General features: G+C 66.9%; 18 protein-coding genes. 12 read left to right on the top strand and 6 right to left on the bottom strand.

Annotation, left to right across the window (positions count from 1 at the left end):
• The first annotated feature begins 146 nt into the window (after positions 1–146).
• The 6 genes from L1787_RS00660 to L1787_RS00635 all read left to right on the top strand — a co-directional run bounded on the left by L1787_RS00660 (position 147) and on the right by L1787_RS00635 (position 7,882).
• On the top strand, positions 147–1,172 hold the full coding sequence (locus L1787_RS00660; RefSeq protein ID WP_235706541.1) for a glycosyltransferase: 1,026 nt from the start codon (positions 147–149) through the stop codon (positions 1,170–1,172).
• A 36-nt stretch (positions 1,173–1,208) separates the two neighbouring features.
• On the top strand, positions 1,209–3,404 hold the full coding sequence (locus L1787_RS00655) for a GumC family protein (RefSeq protein WP_235706540.1): 2,196 nt from the start codon (positions 1,209–1,211) through the stop codon (positions 3,402–3,404).
• Between the two features lie 499 nt (positions 3,405–3,903).
• Entirely contained in the window at positions 3,904–4,527 is a 624-nt protein-coding gene (locus L1787_RS00650; protein WP_235706681.1) for a sugar transferase, read from the top strand.
• A complete protein-coding gene (locus L1787_RS00645) occupies positions 4,527–5,870 on the top strand; it encodes a polysaccharide biosynthesis/export family protein (protein ID WP_235706539.1) in 1,344 nt (447 codons plus the stop codon). The genes L1787_RS00650 and L1787_RS00645 overlap by 1 nt, the downstream gene beginning before the upstream one ends.
• Before the next feature lie 55 nt (positions 5,871–5,925).
• Positions 5,926–6,930: a UDP-glucose 4-epimerase GalE gene (galE, locus tag L1787_RS00640; RefSeq protein ID WP_235706538.1), complete on the top strand. Its 1,005-nt coding sequence runs from the start codon at positions 5,926–5,928 to the stop codon at positions 6,928–6,930.
• 178 nt (positions 6,931–7,108) lie between these two features.
• Positions 7,109–7,882: a Crp/Fnr family transcriptional regulator gene (locus tag L1787_RS00635; RefSeq protein ID WP_235706537.1), complete on the top strand. Its 774-nt coding sequence runs from the start codon at positions 7,109–7,111 to the stop codon at positions 7,880–7,882.
• Between the two features lie 21 nt (positions 7,883–7,903).
• Here the strand turns inward: L1787_RS00635 and L1787_RS00630 are convergent, their stop codons facing one another.
• On the bottom strand, positions 7,904–8,707 hold the full coding sequence (locus L1787_RS00630; protein ID WP_235706536.1) for a lipid II flippase Amj family protein: 804 nt from the start codon (positions 8,705–8,707) through the stop codon (positions 7,904–7,906).
• Between the two features lie 129 nt (positions 8,708–8,836).
• Here L1787_RS00630 and L1787_RS00625 point away from each other — a divergent pair, with 129 nt between their 5' ends.
• The 5 genes from L1787_RS00625 to L1787_RS00605 all read left to right on the top strand — a co-directional run bounded on the left by L1787_RS00625 (position 8,837) and on the right by L1787_RS00605 (position 13,323).
• On the top strand, positions 8,837–9,292 hold the full coding sequence (locus L1787_RS00625) for an RrF2 family transcriptional regulator (protein ID WP_235706535.1): 456 nt from the start codon (positions 8,837–8,839) through the stop codon (positions 9,290–9,292).
• Positions 9,293–9,516: 224 nt separating this feature from the next.
• Positions 9,517–10,530 (top strand): sulfate ABC transporter substrate-binding protein, encoded by a 1,014-nt coding sequence (locus L1787_RS00620; protein ID WP_235706534.1) that lies wholly within the window; start codon positions 9,517–9,519, stop codon positions 10,528–10,530.
• 8 nt (positions 10,531–10,538) lie between these two features.
• The gene (gene cysT / locus L1787_RS00615; protein ID WP_235706533.1) at positions 10,539–11,387 is read left to right on the top strand and encodes a sulfate ABC transporter permease subunit CysT; all 849 of its coding nucleotides are present in this window, start codon (positions 10,539–10,541) and stop codon (positions 11,385–11,387) included.
• Positions 11,377–12,267: a sulfate ABC transporter permease subunit CysW gene (gene cysW / locus L1787_RS00610; protein WP_235706532.1), complete on the top strand. Its 891-nt coding sequence runs from the start codon at positions 11,377–11,379 to the stop codon at positions 12,265–12,267. Before cysT ends, cysW begins: the two co-directional genes overlap by 11 nt.
• A 9-nt stretch (positions 12,268–12,276) precedes the next feature.
• On the top strand, positions 12,277–13,323 hold the full coding sequence (locus tag L1787_RS00605) for a sulfate/molybdate ABC transporter ATP-binding protein (protein ID WP_235706531.1): 1,047 nt from the start codon (positions 12,277–12,279) through the stop codon (positions 13,321–13,323).
• 34 nt (positions 13,324–13,357) lie between these two features.
• On the opposite strand, the gene L1787_RS00600 is transcribed toward L1787_RS00605, so the two are convergent.
• The 3 genes from L1787_RS00600 to L1787_RS00590 are packed head-to-tail and all read right to left on the bottom strand — an operon-like array spanning position 13,358 to position 16,089.
• Positions 13,358–14,044 carry an RraA family protein gene (locus L1787_RS00600; protein ID WP_235706530.1) on the bottom strand — a complete coding sequence of 229 codons (687 nt, stop codon included), beginning with the start codon at positions 14,042–14,044 and terminating at the stop codon, positions 13,358–13,360.
• A complete protein-coding gene (locus tag L1787_RS00595; protein WP_235706529.1) occupies positions 14,041–15,222 on the bottom strand; it encodes an alpha-hydroxy acid oxidase in 1,182 nt (393 codons plus the stop codon). The genes L1787_RS00600 and L1787_RS00595 overlap by 4 nt, the downstream gene beginning before the upstream one ends.
• A gap of 9 nt (positions 15,223–15,231) precedes the next feature.
• Positions 15,232–16,089, bottom strand: coding sequence for an amidohydrolase family protein (locus L1787_RS00590; RefSeq protein ID WP_235706528.1), 858 nt, complete (start codon positions 16,087–16,089; stop codon positions 15,232–15,234).
• Positions 16,090–16,260: 171 nt separating this feature from the next.
• Here L1787_RS00590 and L1787_RS00585 point away from each other — a divergent pair, with 171 nt between their 5' ends.
• Positions 16,261–17,217: a D-2-hydroxyacid dehydrogenase family protein gene (locus L1787_RS00585; protein WP_235706527.1), complete on the top strand. Its 957-nt coding sequence runs from the start codon at positions 16,261–16,263 to the stop codon at positions 17,215–17,217.
• 16 nt (positions 17,218–17,233) lie between these two features.
• Here the strand turns inward: L1787_RS00585 and L1787_RS00580 are convergent, their stop codons facing one another.
• Together L1787_RS00580 and L1787_RS00575 are read right to left on the bottom strand one after the other, a co-directional pair.
• Positions 17,234–17,764, bottom strand: coding sequence for a DUF4269 domain-containing protein (locus L1787_RS00580; protein WP_235706526.1), 531 nt, complete (start codon positions 17,762–17,764; stop codon positions 17,234–17,236).
• Between the two features lie 22 nt (positions 17,765–17,786).
• Positions 17,787–19,397 carry a GMC family oxidoreductase gene (locus L1787_RS00575; protein ID WP_235706525.1) on the bottom strand — a complete coding sequence of 537 codons (1,611 nt, stop codon included), beginning with the start codon at positions 19,395–19,397 and terminating at the stop codon, positions 17,787–17,789.
• Positions 19,398–19,554 lie beyond the last annotated feature (157 nt).

Genomic DNA, 19,554 nt, shown 5'->3' with positions numbered 1-19,554 from the left:
TGCAGACTGCCTATGCGTATCGGAGGCGCGGGATCGGTCTCTCCAACTAATGTTATTGAGAGGCGTTGCGGCTGGATGTTTGCTGCAGCGCGAAAGTTGTACCGCAGGTGCGTGCACCTCAAGGTCAAACTTTGTGTAGAGGGCGCGTGGAAGAATGCATCGGCGCTGGCGATGACGGGATCGCCGTCATCGTACCGGCTTACAGAGCGGCCGCCACGGTGGCCAACGCGATCCAGTCGGCGCTCGCCGAACCGGAAGTTGCGGAGGTCGTGGTCGTCGACGATGCCTCGCCGGACGATACGGCTGCGCAGGCGCGCGCCGCCGATGACGGGACCGGCCGCCTCACCGTTCTGTCGCTCGCCCGCAATTCAGGCCCATCGGCCGCCCGCAACGCTGCGATCGCGGCCTCCGCCGCACCGATTATCGCCGTTCTCGACGCGGATGACCGGATCCTCCCCGGTCGCTTCGCGAACCTTCTCGCCGTTCCCGAATGGGACGTCATCGCCGACAACATCCTCTTCGTCTGTCCCGACACGGAGGACGCGACCCTCGCGACCTTCCGCCCGCTCGCGACACCCGGCGAGGTGCACGATCTCGATTTCGCGACCTTCGTTCGCGGCAATGTCACGCGGCGGGGCTATCGTCGGCGCGAGCTCGGCTTTCTCCACCCGTTGATGCGGCGGGCCTTTCTCGACGCGCATGGTCTTCTTTATGCCGACGATATCCGCCTCGGCGAGGATTACGAGCTTTACACCCGCGCTTTCCTCGCCGGCGCCCGCTTCCGCCTCACGACGAGCCTCGGCTATTTCGCGGTGGAGCATGACGGCTCGTTGAGCGGCTCGCACCGGACCGCCGATCTCGCCCGGCTCGCCGTGGTCGACGACGCCCTCCTCGCCGACCCGCGCCTCGGCGCCGACGATCGCGCCGCCGTGCTCGAACACCGGCGCAGTATTGAAGCGCGCCATCGCCTGCGCCAATTCCTCGACGAGAAGCGCCATCACGGCCTCGTCGGAGCGGGATCGCGACTGTTGCGGCGTCCGGCGGCGATCGGCGACGTCGCGGCCGGCGTCTTCCACGACAAGCTCGAGGCGGCACGCACACGGCTGCGCCCCGCCCGAAATGAAGCGCGCCCACAGACCCTTTTCGAGGCCCCGCAGTTCGGGAACAGGTGATCCCGCCAGCGCGCGAGCGATCGGGGACGGAGCACGATGAACACGATACCGGACGATTTCCGCGCCGAGCCGTATGGCCGCAGCGCCGCGCCTGCGCGGCGCGAGGACGATCATGGCGAGTTCATCGATCTCGGCGTTCTCTTTCGAGCGGCGCGGCGGCAGGCGTGGCTGGTGATCGCCTCGATCGGCGTGTGCAGCGTTCTCGCGCTCGGCTATGCGATGTCGCTCCAGCCGCTCTACACCTCTTATGCGACGATCCTACTCGACGAAGATCGGGCGGAGCTCGTCAACCTCATCTCCGAATTGCCCAATGCGGCCCTGCGTGACGCGACGGTGCAGAGCGAGGTGGAGGTTCTGAAGAGCCAGGCGCTCGCCGAGCGGGTGGTCGACCGGCTCGACCTCACTGCGCGACCGGACGTCCTGTCGATCAAGCCCTCGCCGATCAATGCGGCGATCGGACAGGTGAAATCGGTGGTGTCCGGCCTCGTCGCCCTCGTCGAGCCGCAGCCCGAGATCGATCCCGCGGCAGAGGCCAACCCGGCGGCGGCGAGCCCGAGCGAGCGCACCCTTCTCGCCGGGAGCCTGCGTCAGAAGCTCGACGTGCAGCGGATCGGGCGCAGCTACGTCTTGCAGATCTCCTACACGGCCCCCGCGCCCGAACTCGCCGCCGAGATCGCGGAGGCCTATACCGACGCCTATCTCGCCTTCCAGCTCGAAGCCAATGCGAGCGCCGCCGACAGCGCGGTCGAGTGGATGCGCGATCGCGTCGAAACGCTCCGTCAGGCGAGTCTCGACGCGAGCCAGGCCCTTGCGACCTTCCGCCAGGACCACGGCCTCGTCTCGGTCGGTGAGCGGCTCCTTTCCGAACAGCAGGTGTCGGAGGTGTTGAGCCAGCTCGTGCTCGCCCAGGCCGATGCGACCCGCGCCCGCGCCCTCGCCGATCAGGCCGAGTCGGCAATCGAGGCGGGACCGGATGCCGCCCTCGCCGCCCTCGCGGGGATGAGCACCGCCAATGACACCGCGACCGAGACGCTCCGGATCCGCTATCGTGACGCGCTCCATCAGCAACGGCGTGTCGAGGCGCGTTTCGGCGCCGACCACCCCGAGGCACAGCGCCTCGCGGCCGAGGTCGCCGACGCCGAGACCCAGATCGAAGACGAGTTGCGCCGGCGCGCCCGGCAGGCCCGCGGCACCGCGGACGCTCAGCAAACCCGCGTCGAAGCGCTCCGCAGCGGCCTCGACGATGCGATGAACAACACCGGCCATGACGGCGGCACGCTCTACCGCCTCAATCAGCTCGAACAGACCGAACAGAGCTACAAGCAGCTCTATCAGTCGGCCCTCACCCGGCTCGAAACGGTCGTGCCGCAGCAATCGATCCCGATCACCCCGGCGCGGGTGATCACGGCGCCCGACATGCCGAAGGGCGCGTCCAGCCCGTCAAAGGCGAAATATCTGGCGCTCGGTTTCCTGCTCGGGGCATTTCTCGGCGGCGGTGTCGGCACGCTTCGCGAATTCGCCCGCGACCGGATCGACAACGAAGCGGACGTGCGCCGCATTCTCGGCCTTCCCGTCATCGACAGCGCACCACGCGGACGGCACACGAGCGCGCGCGACCGCGTCGCCTCCGCTGCGCCGCGCGACCCGCGCGTGCTGCGCACCTTGCGGGCGATCAAGCTCGCCCTCGATCATGTCGGGCGGGGACGGGGGGCGCGCTCGGTCGCCTTCCTCTCGGCCCAGCCGAAGGAAGGGGCGGGCCCGCTGGGCTTCGCCTTCGCCCAGATGCTCGCCTCTTACGGCCTCCACGTCCTCTTCATCGATGCCGCGGAGCGCGGCCAGTCCGTCATCGAGCAGATGGGCGCCGGCAAGAACACGAGCCTCGTTGATCTGGCCCGGTCCAACAATTCGATGACGGTCGACGCATTTCGTGTGGCCAAAGACTCAACTTTGTTTGCAATACCTTTCACGTCCTCCGAAACGCCTTTCGCGGGAACGATCTTTTCCCAGTCGTCGGCTCTGCGCGAGACGCTCGCGGCGCTCGCCGAAGACGTCGACTATGTGATCTTCAACGCCCCGCCCGCGACCACCGGGCCCGACGTCGACGCCGTGGCCCCCTATGTCGAGGCGGCGGTGCTGGTGACGCGCAAAGGGCGCACGTCAGCGCACGAAGCTCTCTCTTTGGTTGAGTCGCCGCTATGGGGTGACCGGATCATCGGCGCGGTTCTGACCTGAGGTTTCATGACCTCGGTTGCCTGAACATACGTTCAGTTCCACTAAAAACCGTGAATGCATAGGAGCCTTACAATTTCGCAAGGCTCCCAGTGCTGCCTTATTCATGAACGACTGCCGCGCAATTCAAATGCAACGCGCAAAATTAAGCGACACCTGCCCAATAAACACATAAAATGACGGGACGATGATCGTCGTTTTGTCGGAATGACAAAGAATATCAGGCAATTCTGTGGCAATGTGACTTAATTTTTGTTATAGCCGCTCCCCAGGCGCTTCTCTCTAAGGGTGCATGAGGCTCGGGCACTTGGACCGAATTCGGTCTTTGCGACCGGGCCGAGTTGCACAAGTTTCGACCCTCGGAGAGTTCCTGATGATCGCCAATGCTCTTCAGCGCAGCCGGTCTGCGCACTGGTATGCGCCGATCTCTCACAGAACGATCAAAACTCTGGCTCTAAAGAAAAAGCGTGCGCGCCGTGCGGCACGCAGCAAAGCTCTCGCGCTGCCCACCCCAGTGGGCGGCAAGCAAAAGCGAGCCTTCGATATCCTGGTTTCGGCGTCGGCGCTCGCCGTCGCCGCCCCCGTCCTCGGCGTCCTTTGCGTCGCGGTTCGCCTCGGCGATCGTGGCCCCGCCGTTTTCGGCCACGAGCGCATCGGCCACAATGGCCGCACCTTCCGTTGCCTGAAGCTGCGCACCATGCGCACGAACGGGGACGAGATCCTCGCCGCCCATCTCGCGGCCGACCCCGCCGCCGCGGCCGAATGGCGTGAGACGCGCAAGCTGAAGGATGACCCGCGCGTCACCCCGCTCGGGCGGTTCTTGCGCAAGACGAGCCTCGACGAGCTGCCGCAGCTCATCAACATCCTGCGCGGCGAGATGAGCATCGTCGGCCCGCGCCCCGTCGTGCGCGCCGAGCTCAATCGCTACAAAGACGGTGCCGCCGCCTATGTCGCCACCCGCCCCGGCCTCACCGGGCCGTGGCAGGTCTCCGGCCGCAGCGATGTCGGCTACGATTCCCGCGTCGCCCTCGACACGGCCTATGTCTCGTCCTGGTCGATGCTGCGCGACATCCTCATCGTCACGAAGACGGTTCCGGCCGTCCTGCGGGCCAAGGGGTCTTACTGATGGCCGGCCCCGCTCCGTCCCGCCGGTTCGCACCTGCCGCGTGTCTCGCGGCAGGTCTCGCCCTACTCGCGCCGCTCGCTTTCTCTCTCGAGGCCCGCGCGGCGGAGGACGATTACACCCTTCACCCGCAAGATCAGATCGAGGTGAAGGTCGGAGAATGGGACGCCGTCGCGCGGGAAATGAAGCCGATGGAATGGTTGAGCGGGGAGCATCGGGTCGGCCCGGCTGGCATGGTCGACCTGCCCGTCGTCGGCCGGATCGAGACGACGGACAAGACCGTATCGGACTTGTCCGAGGCGACCGCGCAGGCGCTGCGTGAGCGGCTCGGCCTCCTCGACGAGCTTTATGTCTCCGTCCGCATTCTGGAACACGCGCCGCTCTTCGTGGTCGGCGCGGTGGAGAAGCCGGGCGCCTATCCGTTCGTCCCCGGCATCAACACGCTTCAGGCGATCGCCGTCGCGGGCGGCGTCCGCCGCTCCAACAGCCTCTTCACCCGCACCGACCGGGACGCGGTCCGCGCGCTCGGCGACCATCGCCTCCAACAGGTGGAGCGGTGGCGGATCCTCGCCCGCATCGCGCGGCTCGAGGCCGAGCTGACCGACGCCGAGGAGATCGACGTTCCGGACGAATTGCAGACCGTCGAGATGAGCGATGCGCTGATCGACGTCGAACGCGAGATTCTGAAGGCCCGGCTCGACGACCACCAGACGGCGCTCACCTCGATCCGTGAGTTGAAGGATTTGCTCCACGCCCGCATCGAGAAGATGCGCCAGGAGATGGCGCTGCGCAGCGAGCTCCTCGACCGGACGCGCGAGGAGCAGGACGCCGTCAGCTCGCTCGTCGAGCGCGGCCTGTCGCGCAACTCGCGCGTCAACTCGGTCCGCCGCGAACTCACCGACCTCGAGGCGCGGCAACTGGAGCTCGAAGGCTCGATCCTCACCGCCGAGCAGCAGCTGAACGAGGCCGACCGGGATGAGATCGAGCTCGTCGGCGACCGACGTATCGACATCGTGACCGAACTTCGTGATGCGCGGACGGAACTGAATCGCATCGAGGTGCGTACGGAAACCGCAGACGCGCTTTTCGCTGAAGCTGCCCGGTTCGGCTCGACCGTTTCCGATCTCGCCAAAGGCGCGACGGACCGGACGCCGACATTCGTCGTCACCCGAGGCGGCGCGGGCTCGGATCGCGTCTTCGAGGCGGTCGCTTCGACCGTGCTCCAGCCCGGTGACGTCGTGGAGGTGCGCGCACCGGAGATCGACAACGTTCCGACCCTCGGCGCCTCGGCCTTGCCGCCGCGCTTCGGGGCCGACGATTCCACTGCGGACGCGGAGCTCAACTGATGAGCTTCATACGCCTTCCCCTTGGAGCTTATCGACCGAAGCTGGAGAGGTTCTGATGCAACGCGTTCTCGTCACGGGCGGCGCCGGCTATATCGGAAGCCATTGCTGCAAGGCCCTCGCCGCGGCCGGATACGAGCCGGTGGTGTTCGACAATCTTTCGACGGGTCATCGGACCTTCTGCCGGTTCGGCCCGCTGATCCCCGGCGACGTGCGCGATGCGGACGAACTCGAGCGCGCCTTCCAATCGATGGCGCCGGTCGCGGTGATGCACTTCGCGGCGCAATCCCTCGTCGGCGAATCGACCGCGCGGCCGTTCGACACCTACGATGTGAACGTCAACGGCACGCTCACTTTGCTGCGCACGATGCTCAATCACAATGTGCGCAACATCGTCTTCTCCTCCACGTGCGCGGTCTACGGGCCGGCCGATCGGCTGCCGATCGCGGAGACGACGTCGCTCAACCCGATCAGCCCCTATGGCCGCTCGAAATTGATGGTCGAACAGATCTTCGACGATTTCGACGCGGCCTATGGAATTCGTTCGGCGCGGCTGCGTTATTTCAATGCGGGGGGTGCCGACCCGTCCGGCCTCATCGGCGAATGGCATGAGCCGGAGACCCATTTGATTCCCGTCGTGCTCGATGTCGCGATGGGATTGCGCAAGGCCCTCAAGGTGAATGGCGGGGCCTATCCCACCTCCGACGGTACGGCGGTGCGTGACTATATCCATGTCGACGATCTCGCCGAGGCCCATGTCGCGGCCCTGCGCTATCTCATCGACGGAGACGCCAGCGTCGCCGTCAATGTGGGGACGGGGGTCGGCAGTTCGGTCGACGAGGTGGTCCGCGCGGTCGAGCGGGTGACGGGACGGCCCGTCGCCACCCAGTCCGGTCCGCCCCGACAGGGCGACCCGGCGGAGCTCGTCGCCGATCCGGCGCTGGCGAAATCGATGTTCGATTGGCGCGCCACGCGGGATCTCGACACGATCATCGCGGACGCCTGGTCATGGCACCAATCGCTTCGGCGCCATGAAACGGTTCATCACAAAGAGTCCGTATGAACCCCACGATTGGATCATAATTTCACAGAGATTAGATAATAATATTACTGCAACGCATATTTAGGCAACTTCTCCTTTTCAAAGACGAAAGAATACATCTCCAGACGATCGCTACCGATCTTGAGATGCCGACGAGCGATGAAAAGACCCTGTGTAACAGTCGAGGTTCAGAGGTCGCATGACTGATGAGACGATCTTTCCGCTTACGGCGCGGATGACCGGGTTGGGTGCCCTGGATCACTTTTCACAAAGTGAAATCCAGACGATGCACGGCCGGCAAGAACAATATCGGGCGGGGAGCGAAGTCGTTCTCCAAGGGCGCCTCGGCGCTCGCCCCTGGGTCGTCGTGTCGGGGTGGCTGATGCGCACGCACGTCCTCAAGGACGGGCGGCGACAGATTCTCGGCTACCTTCTGCCCGGTGATCTCCTCAATTTTACCCTGCATTCCGCCGTGTCGAACTTCTGCGACATCGAGTGTGTGACCGATGTCGTACTCGCGGACATCAGCACCCTTCGCGAGCATATCGCTTCGGCGGATGACGACGACCCGATCGTCAACGCGTTCTGGACGATGCTCGCCCACGACGATGCGATGGCGCTCAACGCCGTCGCGCGGCTGACCCGTCAGTCGGCCTACGAACGGCTCGCCCACCTCTTTCTGGACCTGCACGATCGTCTCGCGCTCGCCCAGCAGGCCGGGCCGGATCACTTCGAGATGCCGCTCACCCAACAGGCGCTGGGCGACGCGCTCGGCGTCAGCGTCGTCCACGTGAATCGTGTGTTCATGAAATTGCGACGGGAGGGCTTCATCGACCGCGTCAAGCAGACGCTGATCCTTCCGGACATCGAGCGGCTGAGCAATAGGGTCGATCACTCGGTCCCAAAGTTCACGCCGGGCGCGAAGCATTCGATCCCGTTCAGACCGAGCATGCAGGCCATGCCCATGCACTGAGGGGCCCGCGCCCCCTACCGATCAGACCGCGTGCGCGACCCAGACGATGAGTTGCGCACTCGGCACCAGAAGGAGCTGGGCAAGCAGCGTCCCGGCGAGACGGCTTCCCACCATCCAGATCACCACCCGGCGAAAATGCGCCTCGGTGTCGGCCCCCTTCACCACATCGTCGGTGAGACCGGCGAGATAGGGGTCGATGATGACGAAGAGCAGGATCGTCGCGACGCCGTTCACCACCGACGACAAGGTGCTCGCCGTGAGCCGCAGCTCCGGGTCGATCGCCCCCGCATAGATCGCGGCGAGCACGCCGACGGTCCACAGCGCGCTCGCGAAGACATTGAGCGCGACGACGCCGAGCGGCAGATCGAGCCGCCAGCGCAGCGACGTCAGGCTTCGGCGCCGCGGCACGGTGAAGGCGGACGCCACCGTCCCCACCCCGTGCGGCGTGATCGCCCGCCGCACCAGCTTCACCACCGACCGATCCCGTGAAAACCCGTTGATCGCCCGACCGGCGACGCGCTGGCATGTCGGGATCATGAGCCCGCCAACGATGGTCGCAAGCGTCGCCGCGAACAGGACGAGGCTGAAATCGAACGCCAAATTGTGCGCCGTTTGCCCCAAAATGTTCGTCTCGACGCGTTTTGCGATAAATGGGCCCTGGAACGAGTTGGCCGTCCGTGAGACGAGAACCAGTATGTTGAAGAGAGCGAACGCCGTGGCGATCTGCCGCGTGCGGATCCCGGCGATTCGGAAGGCGTAAGCAAGCGTCCCGACCAGATGAATGACAAAGGTCAGCGCGATGATGAAGGCGAGCTGCAAATCCATATCATGGCCCTCTGCGGCGGGCAGGACGCCGCGCGCGAGAGCCTATCATCAGCCACGCTTCATATATCACCGTCGGGACACCACGTACCTGATTAAATCCATCGGAATTATCATCGATCGATCGAAACCATGATTTCCCAGAAGGCCAAATACGCGCTGCGCGCTCTCCTCGCCCTCGCTTTACTCGAGCGCGGCCATACGGTTTCGACCGCTGAGCTCGCCGAGAAAGAGAACATTCCACGCAAATTCCTCGAACAGATTTTGCTCGATCTGAAGCGTGACGGGCTCGTTCAAAGCAAACGGGGCGCCTCCGGCGGCTACGCGCTGCTGAAGCCCGCGGATACGATCACCTTCGGCCGCGTCCTGCGTCTGATCGACGGGCCGATCGCGCCGCTTCCCTGCCTCAGCCGCATCGCCTATCGCCGTTGCGACGACTGTTCCGACGAGGCGACCTGCCGCATCCGCCGGGTGTTTTCCGAGGTCGCGAACTCCGCGCGCGCCGTCCTCGACCAGACGACGATCGCCGACGCCATTGCCGATCCGCGCGAGATCGCCGCCCTCACGGAAGACGCGGCCGCGGGCTGACCGCGGCGCGGGCCGCCCGCGCGCAGCGGTGTTCGCCGCGCCGGCCGCCGCCCTCTCCTGTCCCACATTCCGCATCGCTGACGCCTCGGTTCTCCGGCGGCGCGTGAAGGGTCGTGACCGGCCCTCCCGCGTCGACGACCGGCTATAACATGCCTGTTTGACAATTCCTATCGGATATGTAGTCTTTGTAATGTCGACTGATCCGATAGGAAATGAGGCATACAATGACTCTCCCACTTCGACATCTCGCGACCGGGATCGGCATCGCGCTTCTGTCCACCTCAGCGCTCGCCGAAACGACCCTCCTCAACGTCTCTTACGACCCGACCCGTGAGTTCTATAAGGCGTTCAATGCCGGCTTCGCCGAGCACTGGAACGAAGAGACCGGAGAGCGCGTCACCGTTCGCATGTCGCATGGCGGATCGGGCAAGCAGGCCCGCACCGTGATCGACGGGCTCGACGCCGATATCGTCACCCTCGCCCTCGAAGCCGACATCGACGCGATCGCCAGCCAAACCGGCAAGATCCCGGCCGACTGGCGCCAGCGACTGCCGCATCAAAGCGCGCCCTACACGTCGACGATCGTCTTCCTCGTGCGGAAGGGCAATCCGAAGGGCATCGCGGATTGGGACGACCTCGTCGCCGATGGGGTCGAGGTGATCACGCCCAATCCGAAGACTTCCGGCGGTGCGCGCTGGAACTATCTTGCCGCCTGGGCCTATGCCGACAAGGCCTTCGCGGGCGACGAGGAGAAGATCCGCGGCTACGTCTCCGCCCTCTTCCAACACGTTCCCGTGCTCGACACCGGCGCGCGCGGCTCGACCATCACCTTCGCCCAGCGCGGTGTCGGCGACGTCCTTCTCGCCTGGGAGAACGAGGCTTTCCTCGCCCTCGAGGAGATCGGGCCGGACTCGTTCGAGATCGTCGTCCCCTCGATTTCGATCCTGGCCGAGCCGCCGGTGGCCCTCGTCGACGCCAACGCCGACAAGAAGGGCACCCGCGAGGTCGCCGAGGCCTATCTTCACTATCTCTATTCCCCGTTCGGCCAGTCCCTCGCGGCGGAAAATCATTACCGGCCCGCCGACCCCTCGCTCGCCGATCCCGCCGACCTCGCCCGCTTCCCCGATATCGAGCTCGTCACCATCGACGACCCGCTTTTCGGCGGGTGGGCGAAGGCGCAGCCGACTCATTTCGGTGAGGGCGGCGTGTTCGACCAGATCTATCGCCCGATGAACTGAGGCCGTTCATGACAAGCGCCCGCCTCGCCTTCAAACAGCCGAGTATCCTGCCGGGTTTCGGTCTCTCTTTTGGCTTTACCCTCGCTTATCTCGGCTTGATCGTCCTCTTTCCGCTCGCCGTTCTCATTCTGAAGAGCGCCGGGCTCGGCTGGACGGAGTTCTGGCGGCTGGCGCTCGATCCGCGAACCGTCGCCGCGCTGCGCCTGTCGTTCGGCGCATCGGCGATCGCGGCGGCGATCAACCTCGTGTTCGGCTTGCTGATCGCCTGGGTTCTCGTGCGTTATCGCTTTGTCGGCCGCCGGCTGATCGACGCGATGATCGATCTTCCCTTCGCGTTGCCGACCGCCGTCGCGGGCATCGCGCTCACCGCGATTTACGCGCCGAACGGCTGGGTGGGGCAGTTTTTCGCCCCGCTCGGCATCAAGATCGCCTACACGCCGCTCGGCGCCGTGGTCGCGCTCGTCTTCGTTTCGCTACCGTTCGTGGTGCGGACGGTCGAGCCCGTCCTCGCCGAGATCGACCGCGAGCGGGAGGAGGCGGCGGCGACGCTCGGCGCCTCTCGCCTTCTCACGGTCTGGCGCGTGGTGCTGCCCTCACTCGTCCCGGCGCTCCTCACCGGCTTCACCCTCGCCCTCGCCCGCTCGATCGGCGAATACGGCTCGGTGATCTTCATCGCCGGCAACATTCCTTACGTGTCGGAAATCGCCCCGCTCCTCATCGTGATCCGGCTCGAGGAGTTCGATTATCCCGCCGCGACCGCGATCGCCGCGATGATGCTCGGGATCTCGTTCGTTCTGCTGCTCACGATCAATCTGATCGGAGCCTGGAGCCGTCGGAGGTTCGGTCATGCGGTCTGAAACCATCGCCGCATCGGTCGCCGAGCGGCCGGCAAAAGCCTGGCGTCCGGCGACCAGCGAAACGCCGGCGACGCGCCGTGTGCTGATCGCCATCGCCGGGATCTTTCTCGGGCTCGTCCTTCTGTTGCCGCTCGGCGCGGTCTTCGCCCAGGCCTTCAGCGGCGGGTGGAGCCTCTACCTCGCCGCGCTCGCCGAGCCGGATGCCGTCGCCGCGATGCGCCTCACCCTCCTCGTCGCGGCGATCGCGGTGCCGGCCAATCTCGTGTTCGGCGTGGCCGCCGCCTGGGCGATCGCGAAATTCGAGTTCAGGGGAAAGAGCCTTCTCGTCACCCTGATCGACCTGCCCTTTTCCGTCTCGCCGGTGATTTCGGGCCTTGCCTATATTCTCGTGTTCGGCAGCCACGGCCTCCTCGGCCCCTGGCTCGATGCGTATGGGATCAAGGTGGCGTTCGCGGTGCCGGGCATCGTGCTCGTCACCATCTTCGTGACGCTCCCCTTCGTCGCGCGCGAGCTCATTCCGCTGATGGAGGAGCAGGGCGCGGGCGAGGAAGAGGCCGCATTGTCGCTCGGCGCGAGCGGGTGGAAGACGTTCCTCTTCGTCACCCTGCCGAACGTCAAATGGGCGCTCCTTTACGGCGTGCTCCTCTGTAACGCGCGGGCGATGGGCGAATTCGGCGCGGTGTCGGTGATCTCCGGCCACATTCGCGGCCTCACCAACACGATGCCGCTCCACGTCGAGATTCTGTACAACGAGTACGCCTTCCAGGCGGCCTTCGCCGTCGCCTCGCTGCTCGCGATTCTCGCGCTTCTCACGCTCGCTCTGAAGACCTTCCTCGAATGGCGCTTTGCCGGCGACATGGCCGGCGCGCGGGGACACTGAGGCTCATCCATGGACATTCGCATCCAAAAGGTCAGCAAGGCCTTCGACCGTTTCCCGGCCCTTCACGACGTCTCGCTGTCGATCCGCTCGGGCGAGTTGATCGCCCTTCTCGGCCCGTCGGGGTCGGGCAAGACGACGCTGTTGCGCCTCATCGCCGGCCTCGAAGCGCTGGACGCCGGGCGGATCCATTTCGGCGACACCGACGCCTCGCACCTGTCGGTGCAGGAACGCAATGTCGGCTTCGTCTTCCAGCATTATGCGCTCTTCAAGCATATGAGCGTGCTCGACAATATCGGCTTCGGGCTCGCCGTGCGTCCGTGGCGCACGCGCCCGTCCGGCGCCGAGATCCACCGCCGGGCCGAAGCGCTCCTGGAGCTGATCCAGCTTCCCGGCCTCGGCCATCGCTTCCCGGCGCAACTGTCCGGCGGACAGCGGCAGCGGATCGCGCTCGCCCGCGCGCTCGCGATCGAGCCCCGCGTCCTCCTTCTCGACGAGCCGTTCGGCGCGCTCGACGCCAAGGTGCGCAAGGATCTCCGCCGCTGGCTGCGCGAACTTCACGACGAGACCGGCCACACCACCGTGTTCGTCACCCACGACCAGGAGGAGGCGATGGAGCTCGCCGACCGCGTCGTCGTCATGAGCAACGGGCGGATCGAACAGATCGGCACCGCCGACGAGATCTATGACAGCCCCGCCTCGCCCTTCGTCTTCTCCTTTATCGGCGCATCCAACGCCTTGAAGGTGACGATCGAATACGGCCGCATCCATCATGCCGGCCAGCCCCTCGCCCTTCCGAAGGGTGACGCGGCCGTGCCCGACGGCCCCGCGAAGCTCTATCTGCGCCCGCACGATCTCCGCCTCACCGATGATGGCGCCGGCGCGATCCGCGGCATTGTCACCGGCACGCGGCGGACGAGCGGAACGCGCCTCCTCGAAATCGAGGTCGGCCCGCAGCGCGAGCGGCTCGAGGTGGAGGTGCCGGTGAGCGCCACCATCGCGGCGCGCGAGACCGTCACCCTTCGGCCGGAGCGCTGGCAGCTTTACAGCGACGCCTGAGACGGCGGCGGGAGGGGCGCGCCCCTCCCCTCACCTACGCCTCGATAGTGCGCTCCGACTCCAAGATCGCCTTGATGAAGTCCGGGACGCCGAGCCCGTCATTGACCTTCGCCTCCATCTCCGCCTCGGCCGCACGCACCGCCTCGACGCCCTTCAAGGTCGCCTCGATCCGCGCCTGGGGGATGATGACCACCCCGTCCGCATCGCCGATTACGAGATCACCCGACGCGACGGCGACGCCACCGACCACCACCGGAAAGCCCGCCGTTCCCGGTCCGTTGCGAGCCGGCGAATTGGGCGTCAGCGCCGCGCTATAGATCGGCAGACCGACCTTCAGGAGCCCGGCCCGGTCGCGGACCGCCCCATCCGTCACGAACCCCACCGCGCCGAGATTGCGGGCCATTCCCATCAGAAGATCGCCGGTGATCGCGGCGCCGACATAGGCGTCGGCGGAGGCGATCAGCACGTCGCCCGGCTCGAGGAGATCGAGCGAGGCGAAGAGGCCGAGATTGTCACACGGCCCGGATTGCGAGGTGACGGCGACGCCGACCATCACGTCGTCGCGGAAGGCGAGCGGCGCGATCGCGGCGTCCATCGCCCCCGCGCCGTCCATCGCGTCGACGGCATGGCCCGTCTGGGTGCCCTTGAACGCGGCGACGAGATCCGCCGGCGGCCGCGTGAAGCGGCGATTGATGCGAAGCAGCGGCGCGTCACCGATCATGTGGAGTTTCCTTCCCTGAAGAGTTTCGGTTTCGTGTGGAGGATTGAGGCGTCGATCTCCCCGAGCGAAGACAGGCCGCACAGGCCCATCGCCCGGTCGAGCTCGCCCCGATAGATATCGAGGACGCGGGCGAGCCCGGCCTCTCCGGCGACCGCGATCCCCCAGAGCTGCGGCCGGCCGATCAGCACGGCGTCGGCGCCGAGCGCGAGCGCTTTCAAGATGTCCCCGCCGCGCCGGACGCCGCCATCGAGGAGGACCGGCATCCGCCCGCCGACCCGCTTTGCGATCGCCGGCAGCGCCTCCACCGAGGCCGCCGCCCCGTCGAGCTGCCGCCCGCCATGATTGGAGACGACGATGCCGTCGACCCCGGCCCCCAACGCCGGCTCGACATCGTCGGGATGCATCACGCCCTTGAGGATCAAGGGACCATCCCAGACGGTGCGCAACCATTCGACGTCCCGCCAGGTCATCCCCGGGTCGAGGAGCGCGCCCATCCGTCCGGCGAGTGCGCCGATATCGTCCGCTTCGCCCTCCCGCCGATAGTTGGCAAAGGTGATCGAGCGCAGCTCGCGCCGCATCCGCCAGAGCCAGCCCGCTTTGGTGACGGTGTCGGCGAGACCGGCAAAACCCGGCCGCGGCGGGATCGTGAAGCCATTGCGTAGATCGCGCTCGCGATTGCCGGTGAGCTGATTGTCGATCGTGAGGACGAGCGCGTGATAGCCCGCCGCCTTCGCCCGCATGGCAAGTTCGCGGGTGAAACCGCGGTCGGTGTAGATGAAGACCTGCATCCAGCGCGGCACCGCGCCCGCGTCGGCGAAGTGCTCCAGCGTGCAGGCCGAGCCGTGGCTGAGGCAGATGCCGACACCGGCGGCCGATGCCGCCCGCGCCGCCTCGCACTCGCCGTCCGGCCAGAAGAGCCCGGCAAGCCCCGTCGGCCCGACGACGAGCGGCATCGACAATGTGTGCCCGAACAGCGTGCGGGAGAGGTTTCGCGTTCCCGCCCCGCGCAAGGGGCGTGGCAAGAGGCTCAGCGCGCGAAACGCCGCCTCGTTGCGGCGGAGGGTCGTCTCCGTCTCGGCCCCGCCATCAGCGAAGTCGAACACGGCGCGCGGCAGGACGCGGCGCGCACGCTCACGCATCGCGTCGACGCTCGCGACACGGGACAGATCGGCGGCCATCGCGCGGGCTCAGCCATCGAGCCGATAGAAGGCGATCGCGTTGTCGCGGAAGAGGCGCTTGCGCTCGTGCCGCGACGCATCCTCGACCACCCAGTCGACGAGCTCGACCCAATTCGGATAGGGCGTCGCGAGCTCGACGACATGCCAGTCGCCGCCATACATCACCCGGTCGAAGCCGAAACACTCGATCGTGCGCTCAATAAAAGGCCGCACTTCCTCGCGCGTCCAAGCCTGATGGTCCGCTTCGGTGACGACGCCGGAGATCTTGCACCAGACATTGTCGAATCCGGCGAGCGTCTCGATCTCGCTCCACCATGGCTCTTTGAGGCCCGCTTTGATGCCCGGCTTACCGATATGGTCGAGCACGAAGCGCACATTGGGCGCGCGGCGCACCATCTCGATCACCGCGCCGAGCTGGTGATGGAGGACGCAGATATCGAACGAGAGATCGCGCGCGGCAAGGAGCGCCAGCCCCTCGCGAAAGCCGGGCTTCAGGCAGAAGTCGGGATCGGGCTGGTTCTGGATCAGCCGGCGGACGCCCTTGACCCCGGCGATGGCCGCCAGCGCGTCGAGATCGTCGGCGACCGCGGCGCCTTTTTCGATTTCAGCCGCGGCGACGATCCCCTGAAGGCGCGGATCGGCCTTGGCGAGCGAGGCCACCCATTCGGCTTCCGCGCGCTGCTGGGGCGAGGCGACGTCGACCTCCACGAAGACGAAGCGGTCGATTACATAGGGGGCAGCCGCGACGCTGAAATCCGCCGGCAGGACCGGCCGTTTCAGCGACGGGGCGGCGTCCATCCACGGATAGGTGAAGCGGGCGGGGTCGGCGAGATGCACGTGGGCGTCGACAATCGGATGGTCGATCATAGTCCCCCCAGTTGGATTATTGTTGTTTTGGTGCGTCAGTTGAGGAGCACGCTTTCCGTCCCGTCAAGGACGTGGGGGCAGATCCATTCCCGCCGCGTCGCACGCCTTGCGACAAGGCAAGCGACCGCACGAACCAACCGCCGGCGAACCGGCGGCAACGAGGAGCCCCCCATGCTGCGATGTGTCATTCTCGACGATTATCAGCGCGTCGCGCTCGAAAAGGCGGATTGGGCCCGTCTCGACGGCAGCGTCGAATGCGTGGCCATCGACCATCATATCGGCGAGCGGGCCGCGCTCGTCGCCACGCTGCGCGATGCCGAAATCATCGTCGCGATGCGCGAGCGCACCCCCTTCGACGCCGCCCTCCTCGCCGAGCTGCCGAAGCTGAAGCTTCTCATCACCACCGGCGCCTATAATGCCTCGATCGACGGAGAGGCCGCTGCGCGCCAAGGCGTCGTCGTCTGCGGCACCGGCAACTATCCGGGCACGACGGCCGAACTCGCCTGGGGCCTCATCCTCTCCCTCGCCCGCCATATCCCCGACAGCGCCGCCGGGATGCGTGAAGGCGGCCCGTGGCAGCCTCTCATCGGCCACGCCCTTCACGGCAAGACGCTCGGCATTCTCGGCTGGGGCAATCTCGGCAAGCGCGTCGCCGCCGTCGGCCGCGCCTTCGGCATGGAGATCCTCGCTCATAGCCGCAGCCTGACCCCCGAAGCGACCGCCGCCGCCGAGATCGGCCATGCCGCGACGCTCCCGGCGCTGATGGCGGGGTCCGACATCGTGTCGATCCACCTGCGGCTGACACCCGAGACGCGCGGCATGATCGGCGCCGCCGAACTCGGCGCGATGCGGCCAGGGGCGATCCTCGTCAACACGTCGCGTGGGCCGATCGTCGACGAGGCGGCCCTCCTCGACGCGCTCGCGTCGGGCCACATCCGCGCCGGGCTCGATGTTTACGATGTCGAACCGCTGCCGGTCGATCACCCGCTGCGCACCGCGCCCGGCGTCGTCCTCACCCCGCATGTCGGCTACGTCACGCACGAGACCTACGACGTCTTCTACCCGGACGCCCTCGCCGACATCGAAGCCTGGCTCGCCGGCGCGCCGATCCGGGTGATCAACGGCTGAACCCCGCGCCGGCGACTTACGGCGCGAGACCCCGCTCTGAGAGCCGCCGCGCAAGACCTTCGTCGGACGAGGCGCCGAGATCGAGAAGCGCCGCATAGGGGTCGCCCGCGAGGCCGAGCACGCGGGCGAAGGCAGGCTCGGTACCGTAGCCACGCCGCCGCCACGCCATCACGGCGGCGTGGAGCGCGGCCCCGCCGATCGCGAGGAGCCGGCGCTCGATCACGAAGTGCCGCCAGCCTTCCTGCGCCTCGACCGGCCGATCGTCGCCGAACAGCTCGAAGACCCACCCCTCGGCCATGAACGAGGCGATGACAGGACGGCGCGGGCCGGTCCACTGGCGCATCGCGAACCCTTCGTGCGCGGCGAACGCGGTCCAAACCGCATCGGCGAACGCGGCGGGGTCCGGCGCGTGGCATAAGATGTCGATATCGCTGCCCGGAAGGTCGAGGCCCAGCGGCGGGGTGCCGGCCAGGCGCGGGCCGAAGCGCGCGAGGCGGTCGAGGACGGCGAGCCGGGTCACCGCCTCCTCATGGTCGATCCGGTCCATCTCGCGCTCCGGCGTCGAACGCTCAGGCGCGGCGGTCCTCCAGGATCATCGCCGCCCCCTTCTCCGCGATCATCATCGACGGCGCGTTGGTGTTGCCTGAGGTGATCGACGGCATCGCCGACGCATCGGCAACGCGAAGGCCCGACACGCCGCGCACGCGCAAACGCTCGTCGAGGACGGCCATCGGATCGCTCGCCGCGCCCATCTTCGCGGTGCCGGCCGGGTGGAAGATCGTCGTGCCGAGGGCCTCGGCGGCTTCGAGCAGCGCGGCATCGCTCGTCGCGGCCGGGCCGGGGCGGTATTCTTCCGGGCGGTACGGCGCGAGCGGCGGGGCGTCCATGATGCGGCGCGCCCATTTCATGGAATCGACGGCGACCCGCTTGTCGGTCTCGGTATCGAGATAGTTGGGATCGATCGTCGGCGCCGCCTCGGGCTCCCGGCTCGCGGCGTGGACCGAGCCGCGGCTCGTCGGCCGCAAATTGCACACCGACGCCGTGATCGCCGAGAAGGTGTGAAGCCCCTCGCCCCAATTGTCGAGCGAGAGCGGCTGGAAGTGAAATTCGAGATTGGCCGTCTCATATTCGGGCGAGGACTTCACGAACGCACCCACCTGGCTCGGCGCCATCGTCAGCGGGCCGCGCCGGCGCAGCGCATAGTCGACGCCCATCAAGGCCCGCGTCACCAGATTATGGTAGACGGTGTTCAGCGTCTTGATGCCGGTGAGCTTGTAGATCGGCCGGATCTGAAGATGGTCCTGCAAATTCTCGCCCACGCCGGGGGTGTGGCGCACCGTCTCGACGCCGAGCGCGTTGAGCCGCTCTCCGTCGCCGATGCCGGACCGCTCCAGGATCGCCGGCGAGCCGACCGCGCCGGCCGAGAGGATCACCTCGCCGGCGGCCCGCGCCGTCACCGCCTCCCCGCCACGGCGATAGACGATGCCGACCGCGCGCCCCTCTTCGACGAGAACGCGGTCGACCGCAACGCCGGTCTCGACGGTGAGATTGGGGCGCGAGAGGGCCGGCCTCAGAAAGCCGCGCGCGGCGCTCCAGCGGCGGCCGTTCTTCTGGTTCACCTGGAAATAGGACGAGCCTTCATTGTCGCCGGTGTTGAAGTCGTCGACCTTGCGGACGCCGACCGCCTCGGCCGCGTCGCGCACCCGGTCGAGCACCTCCCAGTGGACGCGGGGATGCTCGACACGCCATTCGCCGCCCGCGGCATGGAAGGGGTTCGCCCCGTCGGCATGGTCCTCGTGCTTCAGATAGGTCGCGAGGACGTCGTCCCAGCCCCAGCCGGGCAGGCCCTGCTGGCGCCAATTGTCATAATCGGCGGCCTGGCCACGCATATAGATCATCGCGTTGATCGCCGAGCAGCCGCCGAGCACCTTGCCGCGCGGATAGGCGAGCGCGCGGCCGCCGAGGCCCTTCTGCGCGCCGGTCTTGAACATCCAATCGGCGCGCGGATTGCCGATCGCGAACAGATAGCCGACCGGAATGTGAAACCAGATCCAGTCGTCTTTGCCGCCGCCCTCGAGGAGCAGGACACGGTTGCCGGGGTCGGCCGAAAGCCGGTTCGCGAGGACGCAGCCCGCCGATCCCGCTCCGGCAATGATGTAGTCGTAGGTCTCGCCCGTCACGTCGCTTCCCCGTGGTCTCGTCTTGTTGTTGGCCGCCCTCTAGCACAGGCGGACCGGCGTTGCGCAGCCTGCACCACGCGCAACATCTTCGGAAGCGCCCGGAGCGGCCCCGCCCGCCGAGGCGTCGGCGCTCGATCGCACCACCGGAGGGACACGC

Source organism: Acuticoccus kalidii, assembly GCF_021556395.1.
In the GTDB taxonomy this organism is placed as follows: domain Bacteria; phylum Pseudomonadota; class Alphaproteobacteria; order Rhizobiales; family Amorphaceae; genus Acuticoccus; species Acuticoccus kalidii.
Note: the sequence above shows the minus strand (reverse complement) of the source record. Positions and strands in the feature narration are given on the sequence as shown.